The sequence below is a fragment of the Labrys wisconsinensis genome (genome assembly GCF_030814995.1).
Taxonomy (GTDB): Bacteria; Pseudomonadota; Alphaproteobacteria; order Rhizobiales; family Labraceae; genus Labrys; species Labrys wisconsinensis.
This window is the reverse complement of the sequence record NZ_JAUSVX010000020.1, coordinates 49174-64686: the sequence shown is the minus strand read 5'-3', so window position 1 is coordinate 64686 and position 15513 is coordinate 49174. Positions and strand designations below refer to the sequence as shown.

At 68.9% G+C, this 15513-nt stretch carries 15 protein-coding genes; 8 read left to right on the top strand and 7 right to left on the bottom strand.

Translation table 11 applies throughout. The features are described from left to right. Positions 1-86: 86 nt before the first annotated feature. The 4 genes from QO011_RS35495 to QO011_RS35480 form a co-directional block, all read right to left on the bottom strand. A complete protein-coding gene (locus tag QO011_RS35495) occupies positions 87-1586 on the bottom strand; it encodes an amino acid ABC transporter permease/ATP-binding protein (RefSeq protein WP_307283126.1) in 1500 nt (499 codons plus the stop codon). Positions 1587-1644: 58 nt separating this feature from the next. Further along, a complete protein-coding gene (locus QO011_RS35490) occupies positions 1645-2502 on the bottom strand; it encodes a transporter substrate-binding domain-containing protein (protein ID WP_307283124.1) in 858 nt (285 codons plus the stop codon). Positions 2503-2661: 159 nt separating this feature from the next. Further along, positions 2662-3837: a M24 family metallopeptidase gene (locus QO011_RS35485; RefSeq protein WP_307283123.1), complete on the bottom strand. Its 1176-nt coding sequence runs from the start codon at positions 3835-3837 to the stop codon at positions 2662-2664. Continuing rightward, on the bottom strand, positions 3827-5092 hold the full coding sequence (locus QO011_RS35480) for a diaminopropionate ammonia-lyase (RefSeq protein ID WP_307283121.1): 1266 nt from the start codon (positions 5090-5092) through the stop codon (positions 3827-3829). The genes QO011_RS35485 and QO011_RS35480 overlap by 11 nt, the downstream gene beginning before the upstream one ends. Positions 5093-5211: 119 nt before the next feature. Here QO011_RS35480 and QO011_RS35475 point away from each other — a divergent pair, with 119 nt between their 5' ends. Continuing rightward, positions 5212-5688: an Lrp/AsnC family transcriptional regulator gene (locus QO011_RS35475; protein WP_307283119.1), complete on the top strand. Its 477-nt coding sequence runs from the start codon at positions 5212-5214 to the stop codon at positions 5686-5688. Between the two features lie 209 nt (positions 5689-5897). Then, positions 5898-6062, top strand: a complete 165-nt coding sequence (locus tag QO011_RS35470) for a Flp family type IVb pilin (protein ID WP_307283116.1) — start codon at positions 5898-5900, stop codon at positions 6060-6062. Positions 6063-6077: 15 nt separating this feature from the next. Here the strand turns inward: QO011_RS35470 and QO011_RS35465 are convergent, their stop codons facing one another. Further along, the gene (locus tag QO011_RS35465) at positions 6078-6311 is read right to left on the bottom strand and encodes a hypothetical protein (RefSeq protein ID WP_307283114.1); all 234 of its coding nucleotides are present in this window, start codon (positions 6309-6311) and stop codon (positions 6078-6080) included. Positions 6312-6582: 271 nt separating this feature from the next. Between QO011_RS35465 and QO011_RS35460 the strand changes: the two genes are divergently transcribed. Continuing rightward, positions 6583-6945 (top strand): hypothetical protein, encoded by a 363-nt coding sequence (locus tag QO011_RS35460; RefSeq protein WP_307283112.1) that lies wholly within the window; start codon positions 6583-6585, stop codon positions 6943-6945. A 22-nt stretch (positions 6946-6967) separates the two neighbouring features. On the opposite strand, the gene QO011_RS35455 is transcribed toward QO011_RS35460, so the two are convergent. Together QO011_RS35455 and QO011_RS35450 are read right to left on the bottom strand one after the other, a co-directional pair. Next, on the bottom strand, positions 6968-8224 hold the full coding sequence (locus tag QO011_RS35455; RefSeq protein ID WP_307283109.1) for an AGE family epimerase/isomerase: 1257 nt from the start codon (positions 8222-8224) through the stop codon (positions 6968-6970). Between the two features lie 161 nt (positions 8225-8385). After that, the gene (locus tag QO011_RS35450) at positions 8386-9651 is read right to left on the bottom strand and encodes an ROK family transcriptional regulator (protein ID WP_307283107.1); all 1266 of its coding nucleotides are present in this window, start codon (positions 9649-9651) and stop codon (positions 8386-8388) included. Positions 9652-9889: 238 nt separating this feature from the next. On the opposite strand from QO011_RS35450, the gene QO011_RS35445 reads away from it, so the two are divergent. The 5 genes from QO011_RS35445 (at position 9890) to QO011_RS35425 (ending at position 15491) form a co-directional block, all read left to right on the top strand. Further along, a complete protein-coding gene (locus tag QO011_RS35445) occupies positions 9890-11347 on the top strand; it encodes an ABC transporter substrate-binding protein (protein WP_307283104.1) in 1458 nt (485 codons plus the stop codon). 163 nt (positions 11348-11510) lie between these two features. Further along, complete coding sequence (locus tag QO011_RS35440; RefSeq protein WP_307283101.1) at positions 11511-12431, top strand: carbohydrate ABC transporter permease; 921 nt, start codon at positions 11511-11513, stop codon at positions 12429-12431. 1 nt (position 12432) lies between these two features. Next, complete coding sequence (locus QO011_RS35435) at positions 12433-13263, top strand: carbohydrate ABC transporter permease (RefSeq protein WP_307283099.1); 831 nt, start codon at positions 12433-12435, stop codon at positions 13261-13263. 18 nt (positions 13264-13281) lie between these two features. Then, complete coding sequence (locus QO011_RS35430) at positions 13282-14304, top strand: Gfo/Idh/MocA family protein (RefSeq protein ID WP_307283097.1); 1023 nt, start codon at positions 13282-13284, stop codon at positions 14302-14304. Positions 14305-14318: 14 nt separating this feature from the next. Next, positions 14319-15491 carry an ABC transporter ATP-binding protein gene (locus QO011_RS35425; RefSeq protein WP_307283094.1) on the top strand — a complete coding sequence of 391 codons (1173 nt, stop codon included), beginning with the start codon at positions 14319-14321 and terminating at the stop codon, positions 15489-15491. The last annotated feature ends 22 nt before the right edge of the window (positions 15492-15513 follow it).

The following is a 15513-nucleotide window of genomic DNA, read 5'->3' as shown; positions in this document are numbered from 1 at the left end:
ACGGAAACGCTCCTTTGCTCTAACTCTTTGTTTCGACGCGTCTTTGCGACGCTTGGCGTTGCCGCCAAATCGCAAAGACGCTTTAGCTAGAGCCGGGCGAACTCGGCGAGCCGGTCGCCGTGCTGCGGGCGGTCCCGCAGGGCGTCGGGGGTGCCGTCGAACTGGATCCGCCCCTTCTCCATGAAGATGATCCGGTCCGAGACCTGCAGGGCGAACTTCATCTCGTGGGTGACGATCACCATGGTGCGGCCGGAGCGCGCGAGATCGGCGATGATGCGCAGCACCTCGCCCACCGTCTCCGGGTCGAGCGCCGATGTCGGCTCGTCGAAGAGCAGGATGGACGGCTCCATCGCCAGGGCCCGGGCGATGGCCACCCGCTGCTGCTGCCCGCCGGAAAGCTGATGCGGATACTTGTTCTCGTGCGCGAGCATGCCGACCTGGCCCAGGATCGCGCGTGCGGCCGCCTCCACTTGCGGGCGGGGGGCGCGGTTGTGATAGATCGGGCCGAGCATGACGTTCTCGAGCACCGTCCGGTGCGGAAAGAGATTGAAGCTCTGGAAGACCATGCCGACTTCCAGGAGGTGACGCTTCTGCTTGCCTGCCGGGATGGTCGCCGTCTCCTGCGTGCCGGCGAGGACGGGCACCCCTTTCAGGTGGACGATGCCCCTGTCGAGGGTCTCCAGGCCGTTGAGGCAGCGGATCAGCGTGGTCTTTCCCGATCCGGACGGGCCGATGATGGAAACGACCTGGCCCGTCGGGATCGCCAGGTCGAGATCGCGAAACACCTCGACCTCGCCGAAGTGCTTGCCGCCGCGTTCGAGCCGGATCTCGGGCTCGGGACTCCCGGCCTGGACGCGGCGCTCCCGCAGATCGATGACGCCGGGCTGCTCGGCATCGGACAGGGCGGCCTTGCGGCTCGAAAAATCGAGATGGCGTTCCAGCCTCCTGAGCAGGCTGTCGAAGACCGTGACGACCAGCACGTAGTAGAACGCCACGGCCAGCATGGTCTCCATGACCTTGAAGTTCTGGGTGTAGTAGCGCTGGCCGACCAGCAGGATCTCGGCGAGCGAGATCACCGAGACCAGCGACGTCAGCTTGACGATCGAGATATATTCGTTGCCGAGTGCCGGCAGGGCGACGCGCAGCGCCTGCGGGATGACGATCAGCCTCTGCAGCCCGAGCTTCGACAGGCCGAGCACATGGCCGGCCTCGTATTGCCCCTTGCCGATCGCCACCAGCGCGCCGCGATGGATCTCGGCGATATAGGCGGTCTCGCTGAGGACGAGGGCGATCAGGCCCGCGACGAAGGGCTGCGACAGAAGCGGCCCCGTCGACGGAAAGGCCTGCGGGAAATTGTAGACGAAGATCAGCAGGACGAGCAGCGGCAGGCTGCGGAAGAACCAGATATAGGTCGCGGCGGTCCGGCGCAGCAGCCAGGCCGGCGACTGCCTGGCCAGCGCGACGCCGAAGCCGAGCACGACGCTGATCGCCCAGCTCGCGAGGCTGAGCTCGACGACCGTCAAGGTCGCCTGCCAGAAATCCCGGCTCCACAGAAGGCTCAGCGTATAGGGCCAATCGAAGACCATGGTGCCTCTCGTTCATGGAGGCGGGATGGCCGGCGCGGCGGCCCCCATCCCGCAGGGCTCAATTGGTTTGGGAAAGCGCGGCCTTGATCTCGTCCGCGGTCGGCATCGCCAGATTGTATTTCCGCAGGAGCGCGCCATAGGCGCCGGAGGCGATCAGCGCATCCATCTGCTCCTGCATGGCGGCCAGCAGCTGGGCGTTGCCCTTCTTGACCGCCAGCCCCATGACGACCGGAAACAGGATCTGGTCGGAGGTGATCTTCAGCCGGTTGCCGGAGGCGGCGACCGCGGCCTGCGACACGCCGGCGTCGTCGAAGACGGCGTCGACGCCGCGCGACAGCAGGGCCTGCGCCGCCTCCGCCGACGTCGCATATTCCTGCACGCCGATGGGGTTGGCTGCGCATCCGGCATCGGAGGTCTTGCGCAGCTCGGGAACCCAGGCCGCTCCCTTGAGGTTGCCGACGCGCTTGCCGCACAGGTCTTCCGGCTGCTTCGGCGCGAAGCTGTCGTCGCTGCGCACCATCAGCGAGCCGCCGGTCTTGGCGTAGGGGATGTAGTCGACCACCTCCGCCCGGGCCGGCGTCACGTAGAGGGCCGAGGCGATGAGGTCGTAGCGGTTGGCCTGCAGCCCCGCGATCAGGTTGGCGAAGCGCGTATCGACGAAACGCACGTCCCGCCCCAGCTTCGGCGCGATCAGCGCCATGACATCGGCGTCGAGCCCCTTGGTGACGCCGTTCTCGACATAGTCATACGGCGGATAGACCTGGTCCGAACCGACGAGGATCGTTCCGGGCTCGATGGTCTGCAGGTCCGCCGCACGGGCCGCGGCGGCGATCCCGCCGAGGACCAGGGGCGCGAGGACCGCGCAGGCGAGAAGGCGACGGGCCGTCGCCGCGCAGGACAAGAGTATCGATGGCATTGTAGTTCCCCTTCTGTGTTGGGAGCGTCCCGAGAGGCCGTCCGCACATCCGGCGGAGCGCCGGCGAGGGCTCCTCGGGCCGAGCCCGGGGATGCCCGCCGGATCGCCCGGACGGTGCCTTGAGACGGCCTCGGAGAGGCTCCGTTGGTGATCGTCGTGTCAGCGGATGACCGGCATCTCCCGCGGCGCGCGCCTGGTCAGCAGCCGCGGGCCGTCGGCGGTAATCGCGATGTTCTCCTCGTGCACGATCATCTTGCCCGGCGCGTACTCCATGCCGGGTTCGATGGTCAGCACCATGTTCTCGACGATGACGGTACCGTCGCCGGGTCGATGGGAGGGCGGCTCGGTCAATTGCAGGCCGAGGCCGTGGCCCAGCCGGCCGACATTGTTGCCGATGGCGCCGGCGTCCTCGATGATCCGGCTCATCGCCTGCCAGACGGCGTCGGTGGTCGCGCCGGGCACGGCCGCGGCAATGCCCGCCTCGGTCGCCAGCCACAGCGCCTCGTGGACTCGCGCGGCCTCGGCGCAGATGCCGCCGATCGCATAGTTCCGGTCGAAATCGCAGAAATAGCCGTCGAAGGTCGAGCCGGTATCGATGAAGAGGATATCGCCCGTCTCCAGGATGCGGTCGTGCGGACCGCAGACGATCTGCGGCACGCCGCCGGGACCGGAGATGGCGGGCATGAACGGCGTCGCATCGGCGCCGCGGCGCGCGATGTCGATACGCAGCTTGCGGACGGCCTCACGCTCGCTCTCGCCGATGGAGATCTGGCCGGGCAGCGCCGCGTAGGCGGCGCTGGCGATGGTGCAGATATGGTGGATATGCGCGATCTCGGCGTCGGTCTTGACCATGCGCATCGCCCAGATCGCCGGAGAGCCGTCGACGATCTCCGAGCCGAGGCTGTCGCGCAGCCTGAACAGGTCGATGACCGGCATGCGCAGCGACATCTCGCGGCCGAGCTCGGCGCCGATCCGGCCGAACCGCCGCGGCAGGCCCTCGAGCGTCGCCTTCAGCAGCGACACGCCGTCGTCCTCGGGGACCGGCGCGGGCCAGGTGCGGATATCCTCCATCCAGGTGAGCGCCATTTCCGGCGCGCCGATCTCGGGTATGACCGCAACCGGCCTGCCGCTCAGCGGCACCACGACGAACCAGGGCCGCGTCGGGCTTTCCCAGAACTGGGAATCGAAGCCGGTGAAGTAGCGCACGTTCGGCGGGCTGGTCACGAAGATCGCGTCGAGCCCGTGGCGCTGCATGATCCGCTGGGCGCGCTCGACCCGCGTTTCGAATTCCGACGGGCTGAAGCCACGCCTTGGAATGACGTCGTCATTGATCACGGTCTTGGGTCTCCGTCGTCGCTTCGATGGTCGATCCGCGGTGATCGCGCTCTGCCGCGGTGCGCGGCCCGGCGACCGCCGCAGGCGGGCGCCCGACGATGGCGCCGTAGGACGCCGGGTCGGTCGCGGTTTCGGTGTTGATCAGCAGCACGCGGCTGCCGGGGCCGAGCCCCAGCGCGGCGCGCATCTCCCGGTCGGTCGCGGCCGCCACGAGCCCGGCCAGGCCGGCGGCGCCGCTTTCGCCGGCGACCACGGTCTGCGCGTCGCGGCCGGCCAGGCGGCGCATGGCATCTTTCGCCTGCTCCTCGGTGACGGTCATGAAGCCGTCGGCCAGCTTCTCCAGGATCCGCCAGGCGATGAGCGAGGGCCTGTAGCATTCGAGCATGGCCATGATCGTCGGCTCGGTCGGCGGAACGGTGACGAGCTCGCCCGCTCCGGCGCTGCCGAACAGGCAGGCCGCCCGGTCGGGCTCGACGACGACCACCTTGAGCCGATCCCGGCCCAGCCTTTCCGTGAGATAGCCGGCAATGCTGCTGGCAAATCCGCCGACGCCGGCCTGCAGGAACACGTGCGTCGGCCGGCCCTGGCCGTGTCCGTCGGCCTGGCGGAGCGCCTCCTCCGCCAGGATCGTATAGCCCTGCCCGACGAGGGCCGGGATCTCCTCATAGCCCGGCCAGGACGTGTCGGAGACGAGCAGCCAGCCGCGCTCGCCGCTCACGCGCTCGGCCTCGCTCACGGACAGGTCGTAGGTTCCCTCGACGCGGACGATCTCGTCGGCGCCGATGGCCTCGGCCCGCGATCGGCTCACGCCCTGGTGGATGAAGATCACCGACCGGCAGCCGAGGAGACGCGCCCCGGCCGCCACCGATTTGCCGTGATTGCCGTCGGTCGCGCAGCACACCGTCACCGAGCGCGCGAAGGCACGGGCCGTCGGCGACAGGAGCTGCGTGACGCGCACGTCCTGGCCGAGATGGCGCTCGAGCAGGCGCCTGAACAGCACCATCAGCGCATAGGCCCCGCCCAGGGACTTGAAGCTGCCCTGACCGAGCCGCAGGCCCTCGTCCTTGAGGACGACGCCGCCGAGGCCGAGCTCGCCGGCGATCTCCGGCAGCGGGAGAAGCGGCGTCTCGTCGGTTCGCCCCCACAGGGCCAGGAACGGCCGCACCTGCTGCGGCGCATCCTCACCGACGAATTCCCGCTCGGCCGCCGAAAGCGGCTCGCGAAAACGCGGCAGGGCGTTGAGTATCAAAGTCATGGCGTGCCTCGTGATCTCGCGAGAGAATATTTCGATCTCTGCGAGAAATGTGCTCTCATTCGACCATATCGGCGCAAGAAATTTGCAGATTGAGCCCCGAATGCGAGGAGACCGCCGACATGACGCAGGCTGGCGAGACGCCGGTCGACGAGTTCGACCTGAAGATTCTGCAGCTGGTGCAGCTCGACAATCTCATGCCCCAGCGCGAAATTTCCGACCGCGTCGGCCTTTCCGCGCCGGCGGTGGCGCGCCGCCTGCAACGGCTTCGCGCCACCGGGATCATCAGGAAGGACATCGCCGTCGTGAACGAGCGGGCGCTCGGCCGCCCGCTGACGATCGTCGTCGAGGTGACCACCGAAAACGAAAGGTTGGACCTGCTCGACGAGATGAAGAAGCGTTTCGCCAGCTGCCCGCAGGTGCAGCAATGCTACTACGTGACCGGCGAGACCGACTTCATCCTCATCATGAACGCCAGGGACATGGATGAGTATACATCCCTGACACGTCAATTGTTCTTCGAGGGCGGCAACGTGAAGAGCTTCAGAACCTGCGTCGCCATGGAAAAAGTCAAGGTCGAGGGTCCGATTCCGCTCTGATCACCGCCAGGCTCGCGGCTTCGTCCTTCGATCCCTCGAAGCCTATAGTCCACCGAAACCAATCATTAACCCAAGCGCCCGTTAACCTTTTACGGCTGATCGACTTAATTTTACTCAAATAGCTTCCGAGTAGGGTCATGGCTGTTCACGATCGGTGCAACGAACGGTCGGTCGAACCCGATGCCATCACAACCCAACGGAGCACTGCCATGAACAGCCTCTTCTCCCGTTTCGTGAAGGACGAGAGCGGCGCCACTGCCATCGAATATGGCCTGATCGCAGCCCTCATCGCCGTCGTCGCCATCGGCGCCATGACCACGGTCGGCACCAACCTGACCAACAAGTTCAGCAACGTCGCGGCAAACCTGAAGTAGGCGTTGCTGAGCGGCTCATGGCCTCTGATTCGAAGCAGAGCCTATGAGCCGCCCCCCATCCGACCCTGCCGGGACGACGTTCGCGCCGCAGCGCGCGCCCGGCGGCTCGACGGCCGCCAGCCGCGCCAGAAGCGCCGCCATGGCCGCCGGAAGCGGCGCCTGCAGCAGCGCCTCGTGCCGGCTCGCCAGCCCATCGCCGACGGCCCCGGCAACGATGCGTCGATCCTGCATCTTCTCCTGGGGACTCATACGCAACTCCCAACCGATGAAGCGCCAAGCACGGCCTCGGCAACGCGTTCTCCGACGACGGCCGCTGTCGTGACCTCAACGCGCCCACGCCGGCCAGGTTCATAAAATCCGAGCGTCAGGGTCAACGAACGCTTAACATTACGATCGTCCTCGCCGCCGCGAGCCTCGCGCCGCGGCCATCTCCACCCGCAGGGCGGCCGCGCCAGCCGACACATCCCCGTCTCTCCGGTGGTGCAGGATGACCGCCGTCGGGTTGTGCGTGGAGGCGCAGATGAACAAGCGCAAGCTCGTGCTCGGCCACAGGGGCGTGAAGATCTACCACAGCTGGAAGGGGGCGCAGGCCCTGGACTTCTGGTATGCGCTGGTCCCCAACCACCGGGCCGAGGGCGGCGGGCAGGATTTCGACGTGCGCAGCCTGCCCGAACGGTATCGGCGCGGGCTGGTGCTGGAGAACACCAGTCCCGTCTCGGATCCCGGCGCCTATGCGAAGGGGCGCGAGGCGATGCTCGAGGCGCATCGGCAGGCCATCCGGCGCGCCATCGAGGACGGCCACGACTTCCTGGCGCGACCGGGACCTCTGTCCCGGCTCCTGGAACGGATGAGGAGCCTTACCGCCGCGCGCCGGTCCCGCTGACGGCGAGCCGGCGCTCCGGCCGTCATACGGCGCCGCCGGCCTCGACGATGACCTTGGTCAGGCTGCCCGTCGCCGGGAACAGCGGGATGAGGCAGGCCTGCAGGGCGTGGTAGATATCGCCCTTGCCGGCGAACATGCTGTGGCCGGGCACGAGGTCCTCGGTCAGCTCCTCGTGCCAGCCGCCGTTCTCGCGGTCGAGGAAAGCACGCTCGATCACGTTCCAGATCTTGCGGTAGCCCTCCTCGTGAAACGCGCTCGGCAGGTGCTCGCCGAGAAAATGCGCCGCCCCGATGCCCTCGCAGGCCGGCCACCACAGCTTGTGGCGCTTGGCCGGCCGGTCCTCCCAGTCGAGCGTGTAGAAGAAGCCGCCCTTGTCGGCGTCCCAGCCGAGCGCCATGGCCTGGGCGAACAGGCCCCGCGCCGCCTCCGGCATCCAGTCGTGCCGGCGGCCGCCGAGCGCCCAGATCTGCAGCGTCAGGCGGGCCCATTCCAGCCAGTGCCCCGGCGTGGTGCCGGCCGGCCGGAACATCTCGTTGGGGTGGTAATAGTGCTTGTCCAGGCCCCAGTCGGCGTCGAAATGCTCGGCGACACGCCAGCCGACCGAGCCGGCGCGGCGGCGGATCACCAGATCGGCGATGCTCTCGGCCTTGGCGAGATAATCCTTGTCCCCGGTCGTCTCGAAGGCGGCCATCAGCGCCTCGGTCAGGTGCATGTTGGAGTTCTGGCCGCGATAGCGCCCGCCGTCGAGGGGCTGCCAGTCGGCGGTGAATTCCTCGGCGATCGCCCCGTGCCGCGCCTCCCAGAAGCGCGCGTTCAGGACCTCGGTGATGTCGGCGAGCATGGCGTCCGCCAGGGGATGGCCGATGGTCCGGGCGGATGACGCCGCCAGCAGCACGAAGGCGTGGCCGTAACCCTGCTTGCTGGCATCGACCGGGCCGGCATCGTTCAGCGACCAGACATAGCCGCCGTTCTCGAGGTCGCGGTGGTGGTTCCACAGATAGTCCATGCCGCGGTCGACCACATCGGCGGCGCCGGGCCGGCCGAGCAGCGTGGCGATGGCGAAGCAGTGCACGGCGCGCGCCGCGATATGGATGCCGCGCACCTGGCCGGCCGGATCGAGCGGCCGCCCGCGATCGTCGAGGTCGTAGAAGCCGCCCCGCGGGTTGACGGAATTGTGCTGGAAGAAATCGAACAGGCCGTTGGCCTGGGCGAGAAGCCAGCTGCGGTGATAGGGCCGGTCGGACCATCTGTCCGGCAAGCCGCCGGTTGCGCGCACCATCGAATATCCTCGGCCCCGTCCTCACGACCCCGCGCCACAAAGCGCTCGCCGCCGCGCGGGGTTGGCGGGCGAGCCTCCGCACCGGTGTCTTCGGGCTGAATCACGGACGGGCGGCGCGAGTGTGACGCGGCCCGCCCGGCGCCGCAAGCCGCGCCCTCCCCTCAGAGCTCGAAATGCAGGAGGTCCGACAGCACCAGCCCGGCGGCGCCGCGCAGGGCGGCGGCATCGGCGATGTCGCCGGCGACGAGCTCGATGTCGCCGCCGGGACGCCAGGGCACCAGGGCGCGGACATGGGCGGCGATGGCCTCGATCATGACGGGCCCGCCGCCGGCAACGTCGCCGTGCAGCACGATGAAGTTCGGCGCCATGGTCTGCTGCAGGTTGGCGATGCCCACCGCCACGTTGCGGGCATAGCGGTCGAGCAGCTCGGCGGCGCCGGGAGCCCCTTCGGCCGCCAGGGCCACGAGGCGGCGCGAATCGATCGCCGCGGGCAGGCCGCGCGCCGCCGCCTCCCGGCGCAGCCAGCGCAGCGTCGCGATCGTCTCCCAGCAGCCGCGCCGGCCGCAGCGGCACGGCAGGCCGTCGACCTGCACGAAGGTGTGACCGAGCTCGCCGCCCGCCCCGGCCGGACCGCGATAGAGATGGTCGTCGAGGAAGAGGGCGCCGCCCAGCACATCGCCGGTATAGACCACGGCGAAGCGCCGCCGGCCGCGCCCGACCCCGAACCAGCGGTCGCCGACCAGCAGCGCCCGCGGATGATGGTCGACGCAGGTCGGCAGGCCGAAGCGGCGCGTCAGCTCCGGCCCCAGCGGAAATCCGTCCAGCATCGGCGCGAGATTGACGGTGACGATCGCGCCGCGGTCGGTGTCGATCATGCCGCCGGCGGCGACGCCGATGGCGCGCGGCGCGCGCGGCGCCTCCGACAGGGTGCCGGCGAGGCAGGCGGCGACGGCCTCCATGATCGGCTCGACCCGCGTCGCCTCGCGCGGGAACTCGGCCTTGCGCTCGGCGGTGATGGCGCCGTCGAGCGAGACGAGCGCCGTGTGCACGCTGTCGTGCATCAGCAGCACGGCGCAGATCGGCTGGGCATCCTGCGAGAACCACAGCGGCCGCGCCGGCTTGCCGCCGCCCTCGCTGGAGCGCAGCGGGTCGCCCTCGACCAGGATGCCCTGGTCGACCAGCGGCTGGATGATGCCGGTGATCGTCGCCCGGTTGACGCCGACATGGCGCGCCAGCTCCGCCCGGCTGGTCGGGCCGAGATCGAACAGGAGCTTGAGCACGCGCCCGCGATTGGCCGAGCCGATGGCGGCCGAGGAGATCAGCCCCTGCCGGCGCCGCGCCGGCCGCGCGATCTCGTCGAGCGGGGCGCCCATGGCTCCGAGAGTGCCGATGCCCGCCTCGGCGGACGGGGTGCTGCCGGCCTTCATTCTCACCGCTCGCGATAGGCTTTCATCGGGCTCGCCGCCGGCATCTCCGGGGCCAGGCGATTCCCTTCCGAGCCCAGGTGTCTCAGTCATACTCCAGCCTCGTCGCCTTGACGAGGTAGTTTGTATGTGAGAGCATCAAACTTACCAGAGCAGGCCACAACAACAAGGCCGCCGTGCACGACCATCGTCGGCTCGCCCCGCCGGGCAGAGCCGGAACGAGGCAAGAGGGGAAGCTGACATGCCGCAAGACATCATCGATCCTTTGACCAGGCGCGCGCTGCTGCAGGCCGGATCCGGCGCGCTGGCCGCGGCCGCGCTCGCCGGCGCGTCCGTCGCGCCCGCCCGCGCCGCGGGCTCCGGCACCGTGCGCGTGCTCTCGGTGGAGGACCCGTTCTTCTTCTCCATGAAGGCGATGCTGCCGGAGTTCGAGAAGGAGACCGGCCTCAAGGTCGAGCTGGAGAGCCTGTCCTACGACGCGCTGCAGGCCCGCCTCGTCTCCTCCTTCGTCGCCAAGACCTCGGACGCCGACGTCATCACCGTCGACCAGATGTGGTCGGGCCAATATCTCGACAATGGCTGGGTCACGCCGCTCGACGACTTCATCAAGGCCGACAAGGCCATCGACCTCGGCGACTTCATCCCGGAAGTGCTCTATTCCTCCAACATCTGGAAAGGCCGCTTCGTCACCCTGCCCGTGGCGGCCTATGCCCAGGGCGTGATCTACCGCAAGGACCTCTTCGGCCAGTTCGGCGTCAAGGCGCCGCCCAAGGCCACGGACGAGGCCTGGACCTGGGACGCCTATCTCCAGACGCTGCAATCGCTCGCCGGCAAGCAGGCCGGCGGCAAGCCGCTGTTCCCGACCGTGGTCTGCGGCTCGCAGCCCACCCCGATCGTCCACATGTTCACGCAAGTTGCGGCGAGCAACGGCGCCCGCTGGTTCAAGTCCTTCCCCGAGAGCCCCTGGGATTTCACGCCGCAGCTCACCGGCGACGCCTGGGCGAAGTCCGTCGCGCTCTACCAGGAGCTCTACAAGCTCTCGCCACCCGAAGCGATCAACTATGTCTGGTTCGACGCCGGCACCCGCTTCGCCGCCGGCGACATCGGCATGTTCTACTGGTGGACGCCCTATTTCTATCTCGTCAAGAACAGCGGCTACATGACCGGCAAGAAGTCCGACGTCATGGAGACGTTCGACGTCGGTGCGCTGCCCAAGGCGGCGGGCGTCAAGCAGAACGTCAGCATCGGCGGCTGGAGCCTCGGCATTCCCTCCAGCTCGTCCAACCAGCAGAACGGCTGGGCCTTCCTGAAATGGGCCACCTCCGCCGCGACCCAGAAGAAGATGGCGCTCTGGCCGGACCTCAACTACCAGTTCTCCGACTTTGCCCGCCGCTCCCTCTACAAGGACGCCGACGTCGCCAAGGTCTATCCCTATCTCGACGTGCAGCTGGCGATGATGGAGCAGGGCAACGGCAAGATCTCGCGCCCGCCCGTGCCCGGCTACACCGCGCTCGAGGGCGTGCTCGGCCTGCAGCTCAACCAGTTCCTGTCCGGCGGCGGCGAGGTCGCGGCCGGGCTCAAGCAGACCGACGAATTGTTCAAGAACGTCCTCGGCGCCAATTTCCTGCTGCCGTACAAGCAACCGAGCTTCGACGACAGCCTCGAGGCCGCAAAGGGCCTGATCAAGACCCTCTCCTGACTTGATCCGACCCTGGCACGGCGTGCCTCCGGCGCCGACCTCTGCGCCGGAGGCACGCCACCCTGGTCTCGACGCGCCCTTGCGGCTTGGCGACTACGCCAGATCGCAAGACGTTTCCGCCGCGGCGCGCCCCGCCGTCTCCCGCTCCGATCCCAGGCTGCGCATGCACGACGTCCTTTCCGGCGCCGCTCCGGCCCTGCCCCGCCGCAGGCCGCGGTCCTGGCTGCCCTTCGTCCTGATCGCCCCGTCGGTGGTGCTGCTGCTGGCGCTGATCGCCTATCCCCTGATCTTCGCGCTGAAGAACAGCTTCTATTTCTGGAACCTGCAGGCGGCCGGCGAGCCGCTCGGCTTCGTCGGCCTCGCCAATTACCGCCAGGTCCTCGCCAGCGCCGACTTCGTCGCCAGCCTGCGCAACACCATCGTGCTGTCGGTGGTCGGCACGGCCATCGAGTTCGTGCTCGGCCTCGCCATCGCCCTGGTGCTGGCCACCGCCCTGCCCGGCATGTCGGCGGCGCGGGCCCTCCTGATCCTGCCCACCACCATCGCCCCGATCGTGGTCGGCTTCCTGTTCCGCTACCTCTACGATCCCGGCGCCGGCCTCATCCCCTGGGTGCTGCGCTCGGCCTTCCTGCCGGTGCCGGCCCAGGGTCTGCTCGGCAGCCAGGCGACGGCGCTGGCGAGCGTCCTGGCGGCCGACGTGTGGCAATGGACGCCGTTCTTCGCCATCGTGCTCTATGCCGGCCTGCTCTCGGTGCCGCAGGAGATCGTCGAGGCCGCCCGGCTCGACAAGGCCTCGCCCTGGGCCATGCTGGTGCGCATCAAGCTGCCGCTGATCCGCCGCACGGCCGCGATCGTGCTGATGCTGCGCTTCATGCAGCTGTTCAACACCTTCGACCCCGTCCTGGTGCTCACCCGCGGCGGCCCCGGCACGGCGTCGCGCACGCTCGGCTACTCCCTCTACGAGCTCGGCCTGATGCAGTTCAACATCGGGCTCGCCAGCGCCATGACCTGGATCATCGTGGTGATCGTCAATGCGCTGATCGCCCTCTACGTCTTCTTCGCCTTCCGCAACGAGGAGTGGTGAGATGCGCCGCCAGCGTCCCCTCGCCGCGACGGCCCTCTACGGCGCCATCCTCCTGGCCCTCGTCTTCTTCATCGGGCCGATCTGCTGGTTCTTCGCCCTGGCGATCCGCCCGCCCGAGACCGCCTTCCTCAATCCGCCGCAGTTCACCTTCACGCCGACGCTCGACGCCTTCCGCCACATCCTGCTCGACCCCGGCGCCAACGCGCCGCAGCTCGTCAACAGCATCATCGTGGCGACCGGCACGGTGCTGCTCAACCTGCCCTTCTCCGTGCCGGCGGCCTACGCGCTGTCGCGCTTCCGCTTCCGGGCCAAGAAGAACCTGATGCTCTGGTATCTCGGCCTGCTGATGGCGCCGCCGGTCGCCTTCCTCATCCCCTATTTCGTGCTGATGACGCGCATCGGCCTCTCCGGCACCTATCTCGCCATGGTGCTGGTGCTGCAGACCCTGACCATCCCCTTCTCCGTCTGGCTGATGAAGAGCTTCATCGACGAGGTGCCGATCGAGCTGGAGGAGGCGGCGCGCGTCGACGGGGCCCGCTGGCACGTGATCATGCTGCGCATCACCCTGCCGATCGTCCGTCCGGGCCTGATCGTCACCTCGATGTTCGCCTTCGTCTTCGCCTGGAACAACGCCGCCTTCCCGCTGGTGCTGAGCTCGCGCGCCACCGCGACGCTGCCGATCGGCACGCTCGGCTATTTCGCCACGGCGGGCGTCACCTGGAACTATATCGCGGCAGCCGCCGTGGTCGCCATGGTGCCGCCCATGCTGATCTTCCTCGTCTTCGACCGCTACGTGGTGCGCGGTCTGACCTTCGGCTCGGTCAAGGGCTGACCTTCAGGAGTATTGTCCATGCAAAGGCTGAGAATGGGCGTCGTCGGCGCCGGTCTGTGGGGCGCCAACCATGCCCATGTCTTCACCACGCTGCCCGAGACCGAGCTGGTGGCGGTGTGCGACGTCTCGCCCGAGCGGGCCGAGGCGATGAAGGCCGAGACCGGCGCCAAGGCCGCCTACACCAGGCACGAGGACCTGATCGCCGACCCGCATGTCGACGCGGTCTCGATCGCCACGCCCGACTTCACCCACACCCCGATCATCCTGGCGGCGCTGGCCGCCGGCAAGCACGTGCTCAGCGAGAAGCCGCTGGCGACCACGCTGGAGGAGGCGAACGCCATCGCCGACGCTGCCGCCAGGTCCAAGGCCAAGCTGATGGTCGATTTCCACAACCGCGTCAGCCCTGCCATCGTTCAGGTCCGCGAGGCGGTGGCCTCCGGCGAGATCGGCCGGCCGGTGCACGGCTCGGCCCGCCTCAGCAACACCACCTTCGTGCCGCTGGAGATGCTGAGCTGGGCGAGCCGCTCCTCGGCGCTGTGGTTCCTCGGCAGCCACGCTCTCGACGCCCTGCGCTTCGTGCTCGCCGACGAGGTGAAGCGCGTCTATGCCGTCTCGCGCGAAGGGGTGCTGGCGTCCCGCGGCGTCGCCACCAAGGACGTCCACCTCGCCATCCTCGAATTCGCCAAGGGCACGGTGGTGACCATGGAGAACAGCTGGCTGCTCTCCCCCGACAACCCGCAGGTGTTCGACTTCAAGCTCGAACTGGTCGGCGACAAGGGCCAGGTGCAGGCCGACCCCTCGCACAACGGCGCGGTGCGCCGGCTGACCGGCAAGGGGCTGCGCTATGCCGACGTGCTCGGCGTCGCCCCGACCGGCGCCACCAGGGTCGGCGGCTTCGTGTTCGAGGCGATCGCCCGCTTCGTCGACGCGGTGCTGCGCGACGCGCCGCTGCTCGCCGATGTGGCGGACGGCCTCGCCGCGACACGGGCGCTCGCCGCGATCGAGCAATCGGCCGCGAGCGGCCGGCCCGTCGATCTCTGACCGGGCCTCGCGCAATGGCGTCCCTCTCCTTCGACCGGATCGGCAAGACCTATGACGACGGCACCGTCGCGGTCGCCAACGTCTCGATCGACCTCGGCGACGGCGAGTTCGTCGTGCTGGTCGGGCCGTCGGGCTGCGGCAAGTCCACGCTGCTGCGCGTCGCCGCCGGCCTGGAATATCCCGATGCCGGGCGGCTGCTGATCGGGGAGCTCGATGTCACCGACCGCGAGCCCGGCGACCGCGACATCGCCATGATCTTCCAGAACTATGCGCTCTATCCCCACATGACCGTGTTCGAGAACATGGCGTTCGGGCTGCAGCAGCGCCGCACGCCCAAGGCGGAGATCGAGCGGCGGGTGACCGAGGCGGCCCGCACGCTCGACCTCGCGCGCTATCTCCATCGCAAGCCGGGCATGCTCTCGGGCGGCCAGCGCCAGCGCGTCGCCATGGGCCGGGCGATCGTGCGCCACCCCGCGGTCTTCCTGATGGACGAACCGCTCTCCAACCTCGACGCCAAGCTCCGGGTGCAGATGCGGGCCGAGCTCAAGCTCCTCAACCAGCGGCTCGGCGTCACCACGCTCTACGTCACCCACGACCAGGTCGAGGCCATGACGATGGGCGACCGGGTGGCGGTGCTGAAGCCCGTCGGCTCGACGGCGGAGAGCAACCTGCAGCAGATCGACACGCCGCAGGCGCTCTACGACCGGCCCGCCAACCTGTTCGTCGCCGGCTTCATCGGCAGCCCGAGCATGAACTTCATCCGCGGCACCCTGACGCCGGGCGGGGCGGCGGCGCGCTTCGCCGTGGCGGCGACCGACATCGCCTTCGACCTGCCGGCCGCGGCGCTGGCGGAGCGACCGGGTCTGCAGAGCCGGCTGGACCGGGAGGTCATCCTCGGCGTGCGGCCGGAATCGCTGCTGGTCTGCGCCGCCGAGGACGCGGTGTTTCGCGCCGAGGTGCTGGTGGCCGAGGCGCTCGGCGCCGACAGCTTCGTGTTCTTCGACCTGCCCTCCCCGCCCGCCCTCGCGGAGGAGCCGCTCGCGGCCGAGGCCGGCGGCGCCCGGGTCAACCGGATCGCCGCACGCATCCCGCCGAACCGCGTGCCACCCCGAGGCGAGCGGCTGGCTTTGACGCTCGACTTCGCCAAGCTGCACTGGTTCGATCCGGGCACCGGGACAGCCGTATAGGGCGGCGGCACCGGCCTCTCCG

Coding starts and splice junctions, on each gene's coding strand:
- QO011_RS35440 (WP_307283101.1), top strand. CDS start 11,511: ATGCACGACGTCCTTTCCGGCGCCGCTCCGGCCCTGCCCCGCCGCAGG.
- QO011_RS35480 (WP_307283121.1), bottom strand. CDS start 5,092: ATGACTTTGATACTCAACGCCCTGCCGCGTTTTCGCGAGCCGCTTTCG.
- QO011_RS35445 (WP_307283104.1), top strand. CDS start 9,890: ATGCCGCAAGACATCATCGATCCTTTGACCAGGCGCGCGCTGCTGCAG.
- QO011_RS35450 (WP_307283107.1), bottom strand. CDS start 9,651: ATGAAGGCCGGCAGCACCCCGTCCGCCGAGGCGGGCATCGGCACTCTC.
- QO011_RS35430 (WP_307283097.1), top strand. CDS start 13,282: ATGCAAAGGCTGAGAATGGGCGTCGTCGGCGCCGGTCTGTGGGGCGCC.
- QO011_RS35490 (WP_307283124.1), bottom strand. CDS start 2,502: ATGCCATCGATACTCTTGTCCTGCGCGGCGACGGCCCGTCGCCTTCTC.
- QO011_RS35465 (WP_307283114.1), bottom strand. CDS start 6,311: ATGAGTCCCCAGGAGAAGATGCAGGATCGACGCATCGTTGCCGGGGCC.
- QO011_RS35495 (WP_307283126.1), bottom strand. CDS start 1,586: ATGGTCTTCGATTGGCCCTATACGCTGAGCCTTCTGTGGAGCCGGGAT.
- QO011_RS35455 (WP_307283109.1), bottom strand. CDS start 8,224: ATGGTGCGCGCAACCGGCGGCTTGCCGGACAGATGGTCCGACCGGCCC.
- QO011_RS35460 (WP_307283112.1), top strand. CDS start 6,583: ATGAACAAGCGCAAGCTCGTGCTCGGCCACAGGGGCGTGAAGATCTAC.
- QO011_RS35470 (WP_307283116.1), top strand. CDS start 5,898: ATGAACAGCCTCTTCTCCCGTTTCGTGAAGGACGAGAGCGGCGCCACT.
- QO011_RS35425 (WP_307283094.1), top strand. CDS start 14,319: ATGGCGTCCCTCTCCTTCGACCGGATCGGCAAGACCTATGACGACGGC.
- QO011_RS35435 (WP_307283099.1), top strand. CDS start 12,433: ATGCGCCGCCAGCGTCCCCTCGCCGCGACGGCCCTCTACGGCGCCATC.
- QO011_RS35475 (WP_307283119.1), top strand. CDS start 5,212: ATGACGCAGGCTGGCGAGACGCCGGTCGACGAGTTCGACCTGAAGATT.